The organism is Curtobacterium phyllosphaerae, assembly GCF_049341865.1.
Classification (GTDB): Bacteria; Actinomycetota; Actinomycetes; order Actinomycetales; family Microbacteriaceae; genus Curtobacterium; species Curtobacterium phyllosphaerae.
The window spans coordinates 491,370-507,036 of record NZ_JBMPIU010000002.1 but is presented as its reverse complement, the minus strand read 5'-3'; the positions used below and the strand labels follow the sequence as shown (position 1 = coordinate 507,036).

Below are 15,667 nucleotides of genomic sequence, written 5' to 3'. Positions count from 1 at the left end.
CGGCCGCACCGTCCGGCCCTTCGGGCTGTCCCTGCCGGGAGCGTGATGGCAGGGTGGGGACATGGACTCCGACCGGTCGCTCGCGGCACTCCGCCGACACCGGCTCGCCCTCTTCGCCACGTCGACGCTGACGGGGTTCGGGATCGCGTCCTGGGTCACCCGCACCCCGGCGGTCCGTGGCGAACTCGGTGCGTCGATCGCGACGATGGGCATCGTCCTGTTCGGACTGTCGGTCGGGTCGATGCTCGGGATCCTCGGGGCCGGCGCCCTGATCCGGCGACTCGGGACCCGACCGCTCGTGCTGCTCGGGGGCGGTCTCCCGGTGCTGGGGATGCTGCTCGTCGGACTCCTCGCGCCGCACCAGGCCAGTGTCGGCGTGTGGGCGGGGCTGTTCCTGATCGGCGCCGGGGCCGGTGCCGCGGAGATCGGGCTCAACGTCGAGGCGGCGGCCGTCGAGCGCGCGCTCGAGCGACCGGTGATCCCGGTCCTGCACGCGTGCTTCAGCCTCGGCACCGTGATCGGCGGTGCCGTCGGGATCGCCGTCACCGCGGCGCACGTCCCGGTCGCGGTGCACCTGCCGCTCGCGGCCGTGGTGATGGCGGGCCTCGCCCTCGTCGCGGTTGTGAACCTCCGCCCCCTGCCGCGCGCGGTCGACGCCGACGCCGCGCCGGCCGCACCGGGCTCCGACCGGTCCCGGTCCCGCGCGCGGTCGGTGCTGACGTTCCAGGTCGCGCTCCTCGCCGTCGTCGTCCTCGCGATGGCGTTCGCCGAGGGCGCGGCGAGCGACTGGCTGCCGCTCCTCGTCACGGCCGACCACGACGCCTCGGAGGTCCTCGGCTCCCTCGTCTTCACCGGCTTCGCGCTCGCGATGCTCGTCGGCAGGTCCTCCGGCACGCCCCTCGTCCGCCGGTTCGGCCGGGCATCCGTCCTCCGAGCGTGTGCGGTCGTCGGCCTGGTCGGCGTCCTCGGTGTCGTGTTCTCCCCCACCCCGGTCGTCGCCGCCGTCGCCGCCGGCGTGTGGGGGCTCGGCATCGCGCTCGGGTTCCCGTTGGCGATCTCGGCCGCCGGGGACCACCCCACCGACGGCGACCGGCGGGTCTCGCTCGTCGCGATCGCCGGGTACGTCGCGTTCCTCGTCGGGCCGCCCGCGCTCGGGTTCCTCGGGCAACACCTCGGTCTGCGGCCGGCGATGCTCGTGCCGGCGGCACTCCTCGCGGTCGCACTCGTGGCGGCGTCCGCCGCGGCACCGCGGCGCGTGGCCGGTCCGGCGACCGGCTGACAGACCCTCGAAGTGGGCGTGTCGTCCGGTCGAGCGGTCCCCCTACGGTGATGGGCACCGCCCCGCTCAGGACCCGCGTCCGAGCGCAGGAGGGCAGTCGACCACGAGATCAGGGGATCACACATGACGGACACCCGTCGGACCATGTCAGGACGAGTCGCGGCGGTCATCGTCGGCTCAGCGCTCGTCATCGGACCGAGCATCGGCGGAGCGCAGATGGCCTCCGCCGATCCGGATCCGAGCACCACGACCTCGACGACCACCACGAACTCGACGGCGACGACCGACCCGCCGAGCGCCTCGGGCTCGACGTCGAGCACCGGCCCGTCGAGCACGACCGCCTCGCCGAGCGCGAGCCCTGCACCGACGCCGAGCGACACCTCGACCCCGACGGACACGTCGACACCGACGGACACGTCGGCGCCGAGCGACACGTCGACGGACACGTCGACGCCGACGGCGAGCCCCTCGCCGACGGACTCGTCCACCCAGACCGAGAGCCCGTCGACCGGCTCGACGTCCTCGTCCGGTCCCTCGTCGAACTCCCCGGCGACCCTCGCCGCTCCGGTCGTCACCCTGACGTCGAGCCAGCCCGTCGCGTGGATCTGGTCGACCGGCGTCTCGGTCACCGTGTCGTCCGCGGACGCGGAGGGCGTCCGGCCGACCGGCACGGTGCAGTTCCTCGACGACGGCGTCCCGATCGGCGCACCCGTCGCACTCGAGTCCGGGTTCGCCCGTTCGCCGGACTTCGACTTCCCCGACGTCGGGAAGACACGGACGGTGACCGCCGTCTACCAGGGCGACAGCACCTACGCGAGCGCGACCTCGAACGCCGCCAGCGTCTACTTCTACTCCCAGCCGTACGCGTACGGGTACGCCCGCGAGAACGAGCACGTCGTGCAGGGCGCGACGGTCGAGGTGCTGCCGTACCCCGGTGGCCCGGACGGCACGCCGGTGTTCACGGCGACGACGGACGAGAACGGCTCGTACACGTTCAACCTGATCGGCACCATCCGGACCATCGCGGACGCGGAGCGCCTCTACGTGCTGCGCGCGACGTTCCCCGACGGCACCGTCGTCTACTTCTCGAACACGAGCCGGTCCAACCCGACCACCGTCACGTCGTGGGCGGACGCGACACCCTCCGGCCCGCTGACCTGGGTGAACGGCGACACCGGGTTCCTCATCGACGTCCCGCCGACCTGGTCCGACACGACGCTGGCGCCGTTCACGGCCGGCACCCCCTACTCGGACCAGGTCACGGCGACGGTCGACGACGGGTACCGCGTCGCCTACTCCGTCTCGTCCGGTGCACTGCCGCAGGGCCTGCAGCTCGACCCCTCGAGCGGCACCGTGGCAGGTCTCCCCGCGGCGGGTCCCTACGCGTTCACGATCAGCGCGCAGACGATCGGTCGCTACGGGCAGTACGGCATCGCGACCACGTCGTTCTCCGGCACCATCGCGGCCCCCGTCGCCGCGCCGGTCGTCGGCCGGACCACGATCGCCGATCCGCAGGTCGGAGCCGCATACCACGACACCGTCGACGTCGCCGGGACCGGCCTGCACTTCGCGGTGACGGACGGGGCGCTCCCGGCCGGGCTGACGCTCGACCCGGACACCGGCGTCGTCTCCGGCCTGCCCGTCCAGGCCGGCGCCTGGCACGCGGTCGTCACCGTGTCGAACCCCGGCGGAGCGGTGGTGGTCCCGCTGAGCGGCACCGTGCTGCCCGCGGCGGTGACCGCACCGGTGGTGTCGATCGTCTCGGGGCTCACCGTCGGGGAGACCGTCGCCGGCACACCCGTCGCGATCGCGGGCGTCGGACTCCGGAGCGGGTCGCCGTACAGCCTCACGCTCCACTCCGACCCCCGCGTCCTCGCAGCGGGCAGCACCGACCCCGCCGGGACGTTCAGTGACCTGATCACCCTGCCGTCGGACATCCCGGTCGGAGCGCACAGCCTCGTCCTCGCCGGGACGGGTGCCGACGGTCGCCCGGTGACCTCGACCGTCTGGTTCTCGCGGACCGCCACCGGCGTCGTCGGTGCGGTGTCGACGACCGGACCCGTCCCGGACCCCGGGACCGGCGTCGTCGCCCCGGTCGCGACCCTCCCGGTCCCGACCGTCGCGACCGTGCCGACCGTCGCATCGGCCCCGTCGGTCCGGACGTCGAGTGCCGCCGCCCTGGCGTACACGGGGAGCGACGTCGGGTCACCGCTCGTCGCCGGTGTGCTCCTCGTCCTCGGTGGGCTGCTGGTCGTGGCACGCCGCCTGACGCTGCGCCGACGCTGACACCCCGCCGACGCTGACACGCGTCGACGACCGTCCGGAACGGCCCGGACCGCAGGCACCCGCCCGCGGTCCGGGCCGTTCCACGTCCCGCGGGCCGTTCCACGTCCCGCGGGCCGTTCCACGTCCCGCGGGACCGGCTCGGCTACGCGTCGACCAGGGCGACGAACCGACTGCCGACACCCGCGACCTCGGACCACGGGCGGCCGGACGCGGATCCCGGCGCCTCGTGCGGCGCGTGGTGGTCGCAGACCAGGGCGTCCCAGTCCGGCCACCACTTCTTCGGTCGAGCGTCCTCGGCGAAGCCGCACACCGCGCATTCGAGGTGCACCCAGACCTTCGTGTCGCCGGTCCGGTTCGCCCGGGACTGCGCGAGCCAGGGCGGCGGATCCTGCTCGATCGCCGCGAGCTCGGCATCGCTGAGGCGCGGCGGGATCCCGTGGCGGGCCGCCATCTCGAGGGGGATGTCGAGCCGGACGGCGGCGTCGCGTCGTGAGAGCATCCGCCCAGGGTAGGTTCTCCGGACCGTCGGCGGGGACGGCTCACCACGCGGTGGCCGCACGGCGCCCGGCGAGGCTAGGTCGCGCTCAGCGCTTCCTCGTCCGCAGCGAGGTCCTTCTGCACCGCGAACTGGGTCCGGTGCAGTTCCTCGTACCGGCCGCCCACCGCCAGCAGTTCCTCGTGGGTCCCGCGCTCCACGATCGTGCCGTCCTCGACCACGAGGATCATGTCGGCGCTCCGGATGGTGGAGAGGCGGTGCGCGATCACCATCGCCGTCCGACCCTCGAGTGCCTCGCTGAGCGCCTCCTGCACGGCGGCCTCCGACGTCGAGTCGAGCGCCGCCGTCGCCTCGTCGAGGATGACGACGCGCGGCTGGGCGAGCAGGAGCCGCGCGATCGTCATCCGCTGACGCTCGCCGCCGGACAGCCGGTACCCGCGCTCCCCCACCATGGTGTCCAGCTGGTCCGGGAGGGAGCGGATGAGCGGTTCGAGCCGAGCCCGGCGGACGGCGTCCCAGACCTCGTCGTCGGTCGCCCCGGGTCGCGCGAGGCGCAGGTTGGACAGGATCGTCTCGTGGAACAGGTGCCCGTCCTGCGTCACCATGCCCATCGTGTGCCGCATCGCGTCGAACCGGACGTCGCGGACGTCCGTCCCGGCGAGCCGCACGGCACCGCTGTCGACGTCGTACAGCCGCGAGAGGAGCTGCGCGATCGTGGACTTGCCCGCACCGGACGTCCCGACGAGGGCGACGGTCTGCCCCGGTTCGATCCGGAAGGACACCCCGTGCAGGACCTCCTCGCCGCCCCGGGTGTCGAGCGTCGAGACCTCCTCGAGGGAGGCCAGGGAGACCTTGTCCGCGGACGGGTAGGCGAACCGGACGTCGTCGAACTCGACGGCCACCGGGCCCTCGGGGACGGAGACCGCGTCCGGCTTCTCCTGGATGAGCGGCTCGAGGTCGAGCACCTCGAAGACGCGCTCGAAGCTGACCACCGCGCTCATGATCTCGACCCGCGCGTTCGCGAGGCTCGTGAGCGGTGCGTAGAGGCGGGTGAGGAGCAGCGCGAGGGTGACGACGTCGCCGGTGTTCAGGGACCCGCCGAGCGCGAGCGACCCGCCGAGTCCGTACACGAGCGCGAGGGCGAGCGCCGAGACGAGCATCAGGGCCGTGACGAACACGAACTGCAGCATCGCGGTGCGGACCCCGATGTCGCGGACCCGGGCGGCACGGACGCGGAACTCCTCGGCCTCCTCGTCCGGACGACCGAACAGCTTGACGAGGGTCGCACCAGGGGCCGAGAAGCGCTCGGTCATCTGTGTGCTCATCGCCGAGTTGTGGTCGGCGGCCTCGCGGCGGAGCGCGGCCAGGCGACTGCCCATGCGGCGCGCGGGGATCAGGAAGAGCGGGAGCATGACGACCGCGATGACCGTCACCAGCCAGGACGTGCTGAGCATCACCGCGAGCGTGAGCACCAGTGCCACGAAGTTCGTGACCACGCCGGACAACGTGCCGCTGAACGCCTGCTGGGCGCCGATGACGTCGTTGTTGAGGCGGCTCACGAGCGCGCCGGTCCGGGTGCGCGTGAAGAACGCGATCGGCATCTTCTGCACGTGGTTGAAGACGGCGGTCCGGAGGTCGAGGATGACGCCCTCACCGATCCGCGCCGAGTACCAGCGCGTGACGAGTGACGTGGCGGCGTCGGCCACGGCGACGAGCGCGATGACGACGGCGAGCCAGATGATCGTGCTGACCGCGCCGCGCGCGACGATGACGTCGACCACCTTGCCGGCGAGCACCGGTGTCGCGACGGCGAGGAACGCGCCGACGACGGACAGGGCGATGAAGATGACCAGCTTGGACCGGTAGGGCACCGCGAAGGTCATGATCCGCCGCAGGGACGCACGGGAGAACCCGTGCTTGCCGTCCCGGACGGTCGAGATCTTGTACAGCGAGCTCCAGGCCGCGCCTTCCATGCTCATTGCGATTCCTTCCGTGGGCACCGGGCCGAGCAGAGACGGTCGGTCGCCCGAGCTCGCGGTTCGCCCGAGCGGCGACGCGAGCACGGAGGCCAGGATACGGCTCCGCGCGCCGGTCCGGCGTCCCCACCCACCAGACGCCAGGGGCGGCGCCGAACGCGCGCCGCGCCTCCCGTCAGGCTTCGGCGCGGCCGGTGAGCCAGCGGACCATGTCGGGGTCGACGTGGGAGAAGAACTGCGACTCGCCCTCCTCGAGTCCGGCGATCGCCGCCATCTGCTCGTCGGAGAGTGCGAAGTCGACGACGTCGAGGTTCTGCTGCATGCGCTCGGGCTTGACCGACTTCGACAAAACCACGACACCACGCTGCACCAGCCAGCGGAGTACGACCTGCGCGACGGACTTGCCGTGCGCGGCACCGATCTCGGACAGCACCGGGTTGGTGAAGAGGTCGTTCTTGCCCTCGGCGAACGGCGCCCACGCTTCGAGCTGCACGCCCTCGCCGTGCAGCAGCTCCTGGTAGTCGGCCTGCTGGTGGAACGGGTTGGTCTCCATCTGGTTCACCGCCGGCACGACGTCGGCGAACGCGATGAGGTCCACGAGCCGGTCGGGGGCGAAGTTGGAGACGCCGATCGCGCGGAGCCGGCCATCCCGGTGCGCCTGCTCGAGGGCACGCCACTCGCCGTGATAGTCGCCGAACGGCTGGTGGATGAGGTACAGGTCGAGGTAGTCGAGGCCGAGCTTCTGCAACGACGTGGTGATCGCCTCCCGCGCGCCCTCCTCGCCGCGGCGCTGGATCCACAGCTTCGACGTGATGAACAGCTCCTCGCGGGGCACACCGCTCGCGGCGATGCCACGGCCGACGGCCTCCTCGTTGCCGTAGGACGCGGCGGTGTCGATGAGGCGGTAGCCGGCTGCGATCGCGTCGGTGACGGCCTGCTCGGTCTCGTCGGCGGGGATCTGGTAGACGCCGAAGCCGAGCTGCGGCATCCTCGCGCCGGTGTTCAGGGTGGCGGTGGGGATGGTGCTCATGGGCGTTCCTTCCGGGGATCGGGGGCGGCCGAGGTCCGGCCGGTGATCCCAGAGAACAGCGCTCTCCGCGCGGGGAACAGGCTGCGCTGTTTGGTGTACTGGCAGTGTCTGTTCCACCATCACGGGCACGCCTACGCTGACCGGCATGGACACCGGAACCGAGGCCAGCGACTTCCTCCGCAGCCGTCGCGCCCGCATCACCCCGGAAGCGGTCGGCCTCACCGCCTCCGCGACCGGACGACGCGTCGAGGGACTGCGGCGCGAAGAGGTCGCAACGCTCGCCGGGGTCAGTGCCGAGTACTACAACCGGATGGAACGCGGCAAGCTCGCCGGCGTCTCGGAGTCCGTCCTCGCCGCCGTCGCCCGAGCGTTGCAGCTCGACGAGTCCGAGGAGCAGCACCTGTTCGACCTCGCCCGCGCCGCGAACGCCGAGCACGCGCTGACCCGCCCCGCGCCGCGGCGCACCCCGGCCCGCTCCCGCGCCGATGCTCCCGTCCGCCGGATCCTCGACGGGATGACCGACCTGCCCGCCTACGCCCGGAACGCCCGGACGGACATCATCGCGATGAACCAGCTCGGCGCGGCCCTCATGCCGGGCCTCGTGCCGAACGGGAAGGAGCCGGCGAACATCGCCCGGTACCTCTTCCTCGACCCGACGTCGCAGGAGTTCTACGCCGACTGGGAACGCGTCGCCCGTGACATGGTCGCCGCCTTCCGGATCGAAGCCGGCCGCACCCCTTTCGACCGGGCGCTCACCGACCTCATCGGCGAGCTGACGACCCGCAGCGACCCCTTCCGGACCTGGTGGGCGTCGCACAACGTCCGCCTGCACACCAGCGCCAGGAAGACCCTCCGGAACTCCACGGTCGGTGACGTCGAGGTCACCGGGGTCGCACTCACGCTCGCGAGCGACCCGGACGTCACGATCATCAGCTACATCACCGAACCCGCCTCCGTGTCCGAGGAACGCGTCCGGCTCCTCGCGAGCTGGGCCGCCAGCGACGACCGGACTCCGGGATCGCCCATCGAGAGGACCCATCCATGAAGAGCACCCGCCTCGGCGACTCCGGACTCCAGGTCAGCCGCATCGCGCTCGGCTGCATGAGCTTCGGCGACCCCGCCAGCGGCCACCTGCAGTGGTCCCTCCCGGAGGACGACGCGCTCCCCTACTTCCGGCAGGCCCTCGACCTCGGGATCACGTTCTGGGACACCGCGAACGTGTACTCCTACGGCGACTCCGAGCGCATCGTCGGCGAAGCCCTCCGCCAGTTCGCCGACCGCGACGAGATCGTCCTCGCCACCAAGGCGTTCTTCCGCGACACTCCCGGCACGGGTCCCGGCCTGCACGTCGCGGGACTGTCGCGGAAGGCGATCATGCAGCAGATCGACGCCTCCCTGACCCGACTCGGAACCGACCACGTGGACCTGTACCAGATCCACCGCTTCGACCCGGACACCCCGGTCGAGGAGACGATGGAAGCCCTCCACGACGTCGTCAAGGCGGGGAAGGCCCGGTACATCGGCGCATCCGCGATGTGGGCGTGGCAGTTCGCGACGATGCAGCACGCCGCCGACCTGCACGGCTGGACCCGGTTCGTGTCGATGCAGGACCAGTACTCCCTGCTCTACCGCGAGGAGGAACGCGAGATGTTCGGCCTCCTCGCCGACCAGGGTGTCGGCAGCATCCCCTACAGCCCCCTCGCCAAGGGCCGCGTCGCCCGTCCCGCGGGTGGGCAGACCAAGCGGTCCTCCGACGACCCGGTCGGCAACAGCTTCTTCGCCGACACCGATCGCGACCGTCCCGTCATCGACGCCGTGGAGCGCATCGCCGCAGCACGCGGCGTCCCGATGGCCCAGATCGCGATGGCGTGGGTGCTGCACAACCCGGTCGTGAGCGCACCCATCATCGGCGCGACGAAGCCGCACCACCTCGACGACGCAGCGGCAGCGGTCGACATCGACCTCACCCCGGACGAGGTCGTCGCGTTGGAGGAGCACTACCAGGTACGCCCCGCCGGCGGCTTCTGAGGGGGGCGGGCGGCGAGGTCGGCCCCACTGCCCGCACGGTGGCGGAGGATGGCACGGTGAACCGCACCGATCGTCTCTACGGGCTCGTCGAGGAACTGCGGGCGGCGGCCCCACGACCGCGGAGCGCCCGACGCCTGGCAGACCGGTTCGAGGTGTCCGTGCGGACCATCGAGCGGGACCTCGCCGCGCTGCAGGAGTCGGGCCTGCCGATCTGGGCGGAGCCTGGGCGGACCGGCGGGTACGTCATCGACGCCTCGGCGACGCTCGGACCGGCCGGGTTCACGCCCGACGAGGCGCTCGCCGTGCTGATCGGGCTCGGCACCCTCCGGCACAGTCCGTTCCGGCACGCGGCGCACACCGCTGCCCGGAAGACCCTCGCCGTCATGCCGGACCGCGACGCTGCACGCGCCAGCGCCCTCGCCTCCCGCGTGCACTTCCTGGAACGGGAGGAGCAGCCGTCTGCACCGGCGGAGTTCGCGGCGGCCCTCCGCGCAGACCGCGTCGTCCGGCTGCGGTACGCGGACGCCGCGGGGTCGGAGTCCGTCCGCGACGTCGAACCGCTCGGCTCGATCGGCAAGGACGGGCAGTGGTACCTGATCGCGTGGTGCCGGTTGCGGGACGGCGTGCGGGCCTTCCGGGCAGACCGGATGCGCTCGATCGAGGTCACCGACGAACGACCCCCGCAGCGCACCGTCCGCGCCGAGGACCTCGCGATCCAGTACGGGCGACTGCGATCCGTCATCGACGACGGACCGCCCTGACCACGTCGACCGTCCGCCCCGGTGATCTCCGGGAACACCGACAGGACGCTGTCGCGACCACGGGTGACGCTGGTGGCTCACCACCACCATCTCCGAAGGGGACCCCATGTCGTTCGCATCCATCCGCATCGTCACCGACGACCTCGAGGGCCTCGTCGCCTTCTACGAGCGGGTCACGGGCCAGCAGGCGGAGCGTCCCACGCCGGCCTTCGCCCAGTTCAGGGGGCCCGGCGCGAACCTCGCGATCGCGAGCACCGCGACCGTCGCCATGCTCGGCGGTGCCATGACGCCGGCGACGAACCGCTCGGTGTTCATCGAGTTCGAGGTCGTCGACGTCGACGGCGACTTCGCCGCGCTGCAGCCACGGAGCGAGGACGTCGTCCTCGCGCCGACCACGATGCCGTGGGGCAACCGCTCCGCACTCGTCCGCGACCCCGACGGCAACGTCGTCAACCTGTTCAGCACGCCGCGTGCCGGGTAGCAGCGTCCCATCCACGGTGCCCCTGGAGGGACTCGAACCCCCAACCCTTTCCTTAGGACGGAACTGCTCTTCCATTGAGCTACAGAGGCCGGTCCGTCCACTCTACCGAACGCGCTGCGGGGCCCGGCCACCGGCAGATCGGACGGGAGGCCCTGTCCGGGTCCCACGAGCGACTCGCCGTCCCGGGCGGTCGCGGTGTGCATCCAGGCGAACCGGTCACGTCGTCGGCTGGAACCCGACCTCGAGCAACAGGTTGGCGTGCGAACGCTGGTCGCCGGTCGCGATGACGAGCCCGAGCTCCGGGGCGCGGACCGCGTCGTAGAAGGCGAAGCGGTCGAGCGACGCGAACGGGACGTCCGGCCCGAGCGCGGACCGGTAGCCGTCGTGCGCCGCCACGGGCCGGTCGGCCGCCATCACCGTCGCGGACTCGATCGGCACGGCGTCGAGGAGCGTCTCGAGGACCTGGTCGACGTCGAGGAGCCCGGGACGGAAGTTCAGGAACACGAGCGCCGCGCGCGGGTTCATGGCGGTCCGGAACGGGTAGTTGCCGTCCGCGACGAGGACCCGCGACCCGTGGCCGAGGCCGGCGAGCGCGCTGATCGTGGGCTGGTGCGTGAGGGTGTAGCGGAGCACGTGGCTCTCCTGTCGTGGCGTGGGTGGGGGGTCAGGACGTGCGGCGCGCGACCGAGGCACCGGCGACGAGCCGGGGTGCGACGGCGACGTCGACCGTGGTGGCGGCGTGGTCGGACGTCCCGTCGCCGGCCAAGCGCTCGCGGATGCGGTCGGCGGCGAGCACCGCCAGCTCCCGGGTCGGCTGCGTGATCACGGTCAGCTTCGGCACCGTCACCCGAGCGAGCTCGAGACCGTCGAACCCGAGCACCGAGAGGTCGCGGCCGAGCGCGAGACCGGACTCGTTCAGGGCGATCACCGCGCCGAGGGTCAGTTCGTAGTTGGCGCAGAACACCGCGGTCGGTCGGGGGTCCGCCACGAGGATCCGCTGCATCGCCGCGTGCCCCTGCTCGAGCGTCAGGGGCCCGGTCAGCACGAGGGGCTCGGGGACGTCGACGCCGGGGCGTTCGAGCACCGCACGGAACCCCGCGGTGCGCTCCCGCATCGTCGAGACCGCCGGGTCGCCGCCGATGACCGCGAGGTGCTCGTGCCCGTGGTCGAGGAGGTGCCGAGCGGCCATCGCGCCGGCGGCGTGGTTGTCGAGGAACACGCCGTCGACCCGGAGCCCCGACGCACGCCAGTCGACCTGAACCACGGGCAGTTGCTCGGCCGCTCGCGAGAGGGGCTCGACGTCGTGCGCGGACGGAACGGCGATGATCCCGTCGACCATCCTGCTCCGGAGCAGTTCCACGGCCCCGGCGGACGCGTCCGGGCTCGACGACACGATGACGCTCATCCCGTGCTCGCGGAGCGCGCTCTCGACGCCGGCGATGACGGTCAGGTGGAAGTCGTTGTCGAGCGCGGGGAGCAGCACCCCGATCGTGCTCGACCGCCGGGACCGGAGGTTGCGAGCGAACCCGTTCGGCCGGAACCCGAGGCGACCCGCGGCGTCCTCGATGGCCGCCCGGTTCGCCGCGAGCACCGTGCCGCCGTTGAAGTGCTTGGAGATCGTCGCGAGGGACAGCCCCGTCTCGCGCTGGATGTCCTTGTACGTGGCGGTCGTGCGCCCGGTGTCCGTCACGCGACCGGGTCCCCGGCTCCGCCCGCGATCGTGCCGTCCTCGTCCCAGAGGTCCCGCCAGCTGTCCGCGCCGCGCCAGAGGAACACCTGTCCCTTGATGAGCCGAGCGCCGCGGTCGACGTCCGCCATCGCGGCGAGCTCCTCGGCGGTGAGCGGATCGGTGAGTGCGCCCTCGAGGTTCGCGCGGTACTGCTCGGGCTTCACCGAGAACGGGATCGGAACCTGGCCTCGGGCGACGGCCCACTTCAGGCAGACGACCGCGGGGTGGACGCGGTGGTCGCGAGCGATGCGTTGCACGGTCGGGTGCTCGACGTCCACGGGGTCGTCGTCCGCGCGGTCGCGGTCCGGGCGGGACGGGGACCCGAGCGGCGAGTACCCGACGGGTTGGATGTCGGCCGAACGGCAGAGGTCGAAGAGCTCCGGCTGCTGGAAGGTCGGGTGCAGCTCCATCTCGTTGAGCGCGGGCAGGACCCTGGCGTCGTCGAGGAGCAGCCGCAGTTTCGGGACGGTCGTGTTCGAGGTGCCGAGATGGTCGACGAGGCCCGCGTCGACGAGGTCCTCGAGTGCCCGCCAGAGCGCCAGGTACGCGGCGTGGTCGTACGGTCGGGCGGCGGCGTCGCGGTCGTCGACGGATGCGTGCGGCGGGTGGTGGTTGGGGAACGGCCAGTGCACGAACACCGCGTCGAGCCGGCCGACCCCGAGGTCCGCGATCGACCGGTGCACGGAGGCGACGGCGGCGTCGGGGTCGTGCGCGTCGTTCCACACCTTGCTCATCACGAACAGGTCGTCCCGGGGCACGCCGGCCGCCGCGATGGCGGCACCGACCGCCGGCTCGTTGCCGTAGACGGACGCGCAGTCGATGAGCCGGTACCCGACGTCGATGCCGCCACGGACGGCCTCGGCGACCTGCTCGGGGCCGTACCGGTCCGAGCCGAAGGTGCCGAGACCGATCGGCGGGATGACCCGACCCGTCCGCAGTCGTCGACCGGCCGTCTCGTCGACCGCAGCCCTGTCCGTGGGAGCCATGTCGTCCCTCCAGTGCGAAGTGTGTGCCGACGCAGACGCGTCGGAACGTTTCGTCACGCTAGCGCACCGATCATCTCCGGCGACAGTCTTGACTCCCGACGACAGCACTCGTACCGTGCTGGGAGAGCGGAACGTTTCGCCCCGGAACGCGCAGCCAGTACGCACCCATCGACCCGAGGACGTGTCATGACCCCGATCGACCCCACCGACCTGCCGGACCCGATCGACGTGTCGGACAACAGCCGGGCGCTCGCCGACGTCGCCGCCGTCGTCGCCGCCGGTCCGTTCGACGCCACGTGGGACTCGCTCCGGCAGTACACCCCGCCGCGCTGGTACGAGGACGCCAAGTTCGGGATCTTCCTGCACTGGGGCGTCTTCTCGGTGCCGGCGTTCCGGAACGAGTGGTACTCCCGCGACATGTACCGCGAGGGCACGCCGGAGTACGAACACCACCTCGCGACGTACGGTCCGCACCGCGACTTCGGGTACAAGGACTTCATCCCCTCGTTCACGATGGCCGACTTCGACCCCGCGGCGTGGGCGAACCTCTTCCGCCGGGCGGGTGCGCAGTTCGTCGTGCCGGTCGCCGAGCACCACGACGGCTTCGCGATGTACGACACCGACCGGTCCCGCTGGAGCGCGGCACGGATGGGTCCCGAGCGGGACGTGTTCGGCGACCTGCTCGCCGCGGTCGACGACGCCTGGATGGTTCGGGGCGCGTCGTCGCACCGGGCGGAGCACTGGTTCTTCATGAACGGCGGCACCCGGTTCGACTCCGACGTCCTCGACCCGCGGTTCATCGACTTCTACGGGCCGGCCCAGCGCGAGGAGACCGCGCCGAACGAACGGCACATCGAGGACTGGCTGCTCCGCACCGTCGAGATCATCGACAAGTACCGGCCGCAGGTGCTGTGGTTCGACTGGTGGATCGAACAGCCCGCGTTCGCCGAGGCGCTCCGGACCCTCGCCGCCTACTACTACAACCGTGCGGCGGAGTGGGGCCGCGAGGTCGTGATCAACTACAAGTGGCAGGCGTTCCCGGACGGTGCGGCGGTCTACGACATCGAGCGCGGCGCCCTCGCCGGCATCCGACCCGTGGTCTGGCAGAACGACACCTCGGTGTCCAAGACCGCCTGGAGCTTCGTCGAGGGCCATGACTACAAGACCGTCCGTGAGATCGTCGCCGAACTCGTCGACGTCGTGTCGAAGAACGGAGTGCTGCTCCTCAACGTCGGCCCGAAGTCCGACGGCACCATCGCCGAGCCCGAGCAGCGGATCCTCGAGGGGGTCGGCGCCTGGCTGACCCGGAACGGCGAGGCGATCTACGGCTCACGCCCCTGGACGATCCCAGCCGAGGGACCGACCGAGCAGCAGGTGGGCTCGTTCACCGACGGCGCCGCTCCGGCCTGGACCGCCGCGGACATCCGCTTCACCACCCGGCACGACGTCACCGGCCAGTACGTCTACGCGGTGCTCCTCGGCACCCCGGACGACGGGGTCGCCAGGATCCGGGCGTTCGGGTCCGGCAGCGGTCTCCTGCCGAGGCCGATCCGGAGCGTCGAGGTGCTCGGGACCGGCCCCGCGAGCTCGAACACCGGCGGACTCAACGCGTTCGACGACACCCCGGCGGAGGACGCCGCCGTCTCGTGGCGGCAGACCCCGGACGCGTTGGAGGTGACGATCCACGGCGAGGTCGGTCCGGACTCCGGGCCCGTCGTCAAGATCTGGCTCGCCCCGGAACGGGCGACGGAGCGGACCGACGCCCTGCACGGCTGATCCGCCGGTCAGGCCGCGATCAGGTACTCGTCCCAGTCGGGCTGCGGGCGCTCGATGCCTCGCACCACCCACGCCGTGCCGTGCGGGGCCTTCGGCCGGAACCGCAGGGCCCAGCCCATCTCCCGCGGGGTCCGGTCGCCCTTGACGTTGTTGCACGTCAAGCAGCACGCCACGAGGTTCTCCCACGAGTCCTCACCGCCACGCGACCGGGGCTGCACGTGGTCGATCGTCGTCGCGTGCCGACCGCAGTACCCGCAGCGGTTGGCGTCCCGGCGGAGCACACCTCGACGGGACACGGGCACGAGCCGCGACTGCGGGATGCGCACGTACCTCGTCAGGATGATCACCGACGGCCGGTCGAAGCTCGACGAGGAGCCGAACACCGGGTGGTCGGCGTCGACCGTGACGACGGATGCCTTCTGGTTCATCACGAGGACCAGGGCGCGCCGGAACGAGATGACCGCGAGGGGCTCGTAACCGGCGTTCAGGACGAGAGTGCGCATGGGTTCCCTTTCGACGTGCCTGGACGGCTTCCAGGCTGACGACGCTTGCCGGACCACGTGCTCCGGACGGGCTCCCACCGGTCCCACGACGAAGAAGAGCACCACCCCGAGGGGCAGTGCTCAGTCATGCGGGTGCGTCCTGCGACGCGACGTGTGTGTGCACGCAGGCGGTGGTCGACCACGTGTCGACATGCGCGCGCCGACCCATGGTGCGGGTCGTGCGACAGGCTGACATGAGATCTCCCGTTCGGGCCGAGTGGACCGGCTGCCGACAGGGTAACCCACGAACCGACCCGACACGGTCAGTGTCGGGCCGGTTCACCGGGAGTTCAGCGA

General features: G+C 71.8%; 14 protein-coding genes and 1 tRNA gene. 7 read left to right on the top strand and 8 right to left on the bottom strand.

Annotated features, from left to right (window positions below; all coding sequences use genetic code 11):
* Positions 1 to 61: 61 nt before the first annotated feature.
* Positions 62 to 1,279, top strand: a complete 1,218-nt coding sequence (locus ACO0E0_RS05605; RefSeq protein WP_422870404.1) for an MFS transporter — start codon at positions 62 to 64, stop codon at positions 1,277 to 1,279.
* 144 nt (positions 1,280 to 1,423) lie between these two features.
* Positions 1,424 to 3,565: an Ig-like domain-containing protein gene (locus ACO0E0_RS05600; RefSeq protein WP_422870403.1), complete on the top strand. Its 2,142-nt coding sequence runs from the start codon at positions 1,424 to 1,426 to the stop codon at positions 3,563 to 3,565.
* 142 nt (positions 3,566 to 3,707) lie between these two features.
* Here ACO0E0_RS05600 and ACO0E0_RS05595 read toward each other — a convergent pair whose 3' ends face one another.
* The 3 genes from ACO0E0_RS05595 to ACO0E0_RS05585 form a co-directional block, all read right to left on the bottom strand.
* Positions 3,708 to 4,064 (bottom strand): hypothetical protein, encoded by a 357-nt coding sequence (locus tag ACO0E0_RS05595; RefSeq protein WP_422870402.1) that lies wholly within the window; start codon positions 4,062 to 4,064, stop codon positions 3,708 to 3,710.
* A gap of 74 nt (positions 4,065 to 4,138) precedes the next feature.
* Positions 4,139 to 6,040, bottom strand: a complete 1,902-nt coding sequence (locus ACO0E0_RS05590) for an ABC transporter ATP-binding protein (protein ID WP_422870401.1) — start codon at positions 6,038 to 6,040, stop codon at positions 4,139 to 4,141.
* Positions 6,041 to 6,212: 172 nt separating this feature from the next.
* Positions 6,213 to 7,067: an aldo/keto reductase gene (locus ACO0E0_RS05585; protein ID WP_479723447.1), complete on the bottom strand. Its 855-nt coding sequence runs from the start codon at positions 7,065 to 7,067 to the stop codon at positions 6,213 to 6,215.
* 145 nt (positions 7,068 to 7,212) lie between these two features.
* Here ACO0E0_RS05585 and ACO0E0_RS05580 point away from each other — a divergent pair, with 145 nt between their 5' ends.
* The 4 genes from ACO0E0_RS05580 to ACO0E0_RS05565 all read left to right on the top strand — a co-directional run bounded on the left by ACO0E0_RS05580 (position 7,213) and on the right by ACO0E0_RS05565 (position 10,337).
* Positions 7,213 to 8,112, top strand: a complete 900-nt coding sequence (locus ACO0E0_RS05580) for a helix-turn-helix transcriptional regulator (RefSeq protein ID WP_422870400.1) — start codon at positions 7,213 to 7,215, stop codon at positions 8,110 to 8,112.
* On the top strand, positions 8,109 to 9,095 hold the full coding sequence (locus ACO0E0_RS05575) for an aldo/keto reductase (RefSeq protein ID WP_422870399.1): 987 nt from the start codon (positions 8,109 to 8,111) through the stop codon (positions 9,093 to 9,095). The genes ACO0E0_RS05580 and ACO0E0_RS05575 overlap by 4 nt, the downstream gene beginning before the upstream one ends.
* Before the next feature lie 56 nt (positions 9,096 to 9,151).
* Positions 9,152 to 9,856 carry a helix-turn-helix transcriptional regulator gene (locus tag ACO0E0_RS05570; protein ID WP_422870398.1) on the top strand — a complete coding sequence of 235 codons (705 nt, stop codon included), beginning with the start codon at positions 9,152 to 9,154 and terminating at the stop codon, positions 9,854 to 9,856.
* Positions 9,857 to 9,962: 106 nt separating this feature from the next.
* Positions 9,963 to 10,337, top strand: coding sequence for a VOC family protein (locus ACO0E0_RS05565; protein ID WP_422870397.1), 375 nt, complete (start codon positions 9,963 to 9,965; stop codon positions 10,335 to 10,337).
* 17 nt (positions 10,338 to 10,354) lie between these two features.
* Here ACO0E0_RS05565 and ACO0E0_RS05560 read toward each other — a convergent pair.
* The 4 genes from ACO0E0_RS05560 to ACO0E0_RS05545 all read right to left on the bottom strand — a co-directional run bounded on the left by ACO0E0_RS05560 (position 10,355) and on the right by ACO0E0_RS05545 (position 13,052).
* Positions 10,355 to 10,426: transfer RNA gene (locus tag ACO0E0_RS05560), tRNA-Arg, on the bottom strand.
* A 127-nt stretch (positions 10,427 to 10,553) separates the two neighbouring features.
* Positions 10,554 to 10,970 carry an RbsD/FucU domain-containing protein gene (locus ACO0E0_RS05555; protein ID WP_422870396.1) on the bottom strand — a complete coding sequence of 139 codons (417 nt, stop codon included), beginning with the start codon at positions 10,968 to 10,970 and terminating at the stop codon, positions 10,554 to 10,556.
* 31 nt (positions 10,971 to 11,001) lie between these two features.
* On the bottom strand, positions 11,002 to 12,027 hold the full coding sequence (locus ACO0E0_RS05550; protein ID WP_422870395.1) for a LacI family DNA-binding transcriptional regulator: 1,026 nt from the start codon (positions 12,025 to 12,027) through the stop codon (positions 11,002 to 11,004).
* On the bottom strand, positions 12,024 to 13,052 hold the full coding sequence (locus ACO0E0_RS05545; RefSeq protein ID WP_422870394.1) for an aldo/keto reductase: 1,029 nt from the start codon (positions 13,050 to 13,052) through the stop codon (positions 12,024 to 12,026). Before ACO0E0_RS05545 ends, ACO0E0_RS05550 begins: the two co-directional genes overlap by 4 nt.
* A 186-nt stretch (positions 13,053 to 13,238) precedes the next feature.
* On the opposite strand from ACO0E0_RS05545, the gene ACO0E0_RS05540 reads away from it, so the two are divergent.
* Positions 13,239 to 14,828 carry an alpha-L-fucosidase gene (locus tag ACO0E0_RS05540; RefSeq protein WP_422870393.1) on the top strand — a complete coding sequence of 530 codons (1,590 nt, stop codon included), beginning with the start codon at positions 13,239 to 13,241 and terminating at the stop codon, positions 14,826 to 14,828.
* An 8-nt stretch (positions 14,829 to 14,836) separates the two neighbouring features.
* On the opposite strand, the gene ACO0E0_RS05535 is transcribed toward ACO0E0_RS05540, so the two are convergent.
* Positions 14,837 to 15,331 carry an HNH endonuclease gene (locus ACO0E0_RS05535; protein ID WP_422870392.1) on the bottom strand — a complete coding sequence of 165 codons (495 nt, stop codon included), beginning with the start codon at positions 15,329 to 15,331 and terminating at the stop codon, positions 14,837 to 14,839.
* Positions 15,332 to 15,667 lie beyond the last annotated feature (336 nt).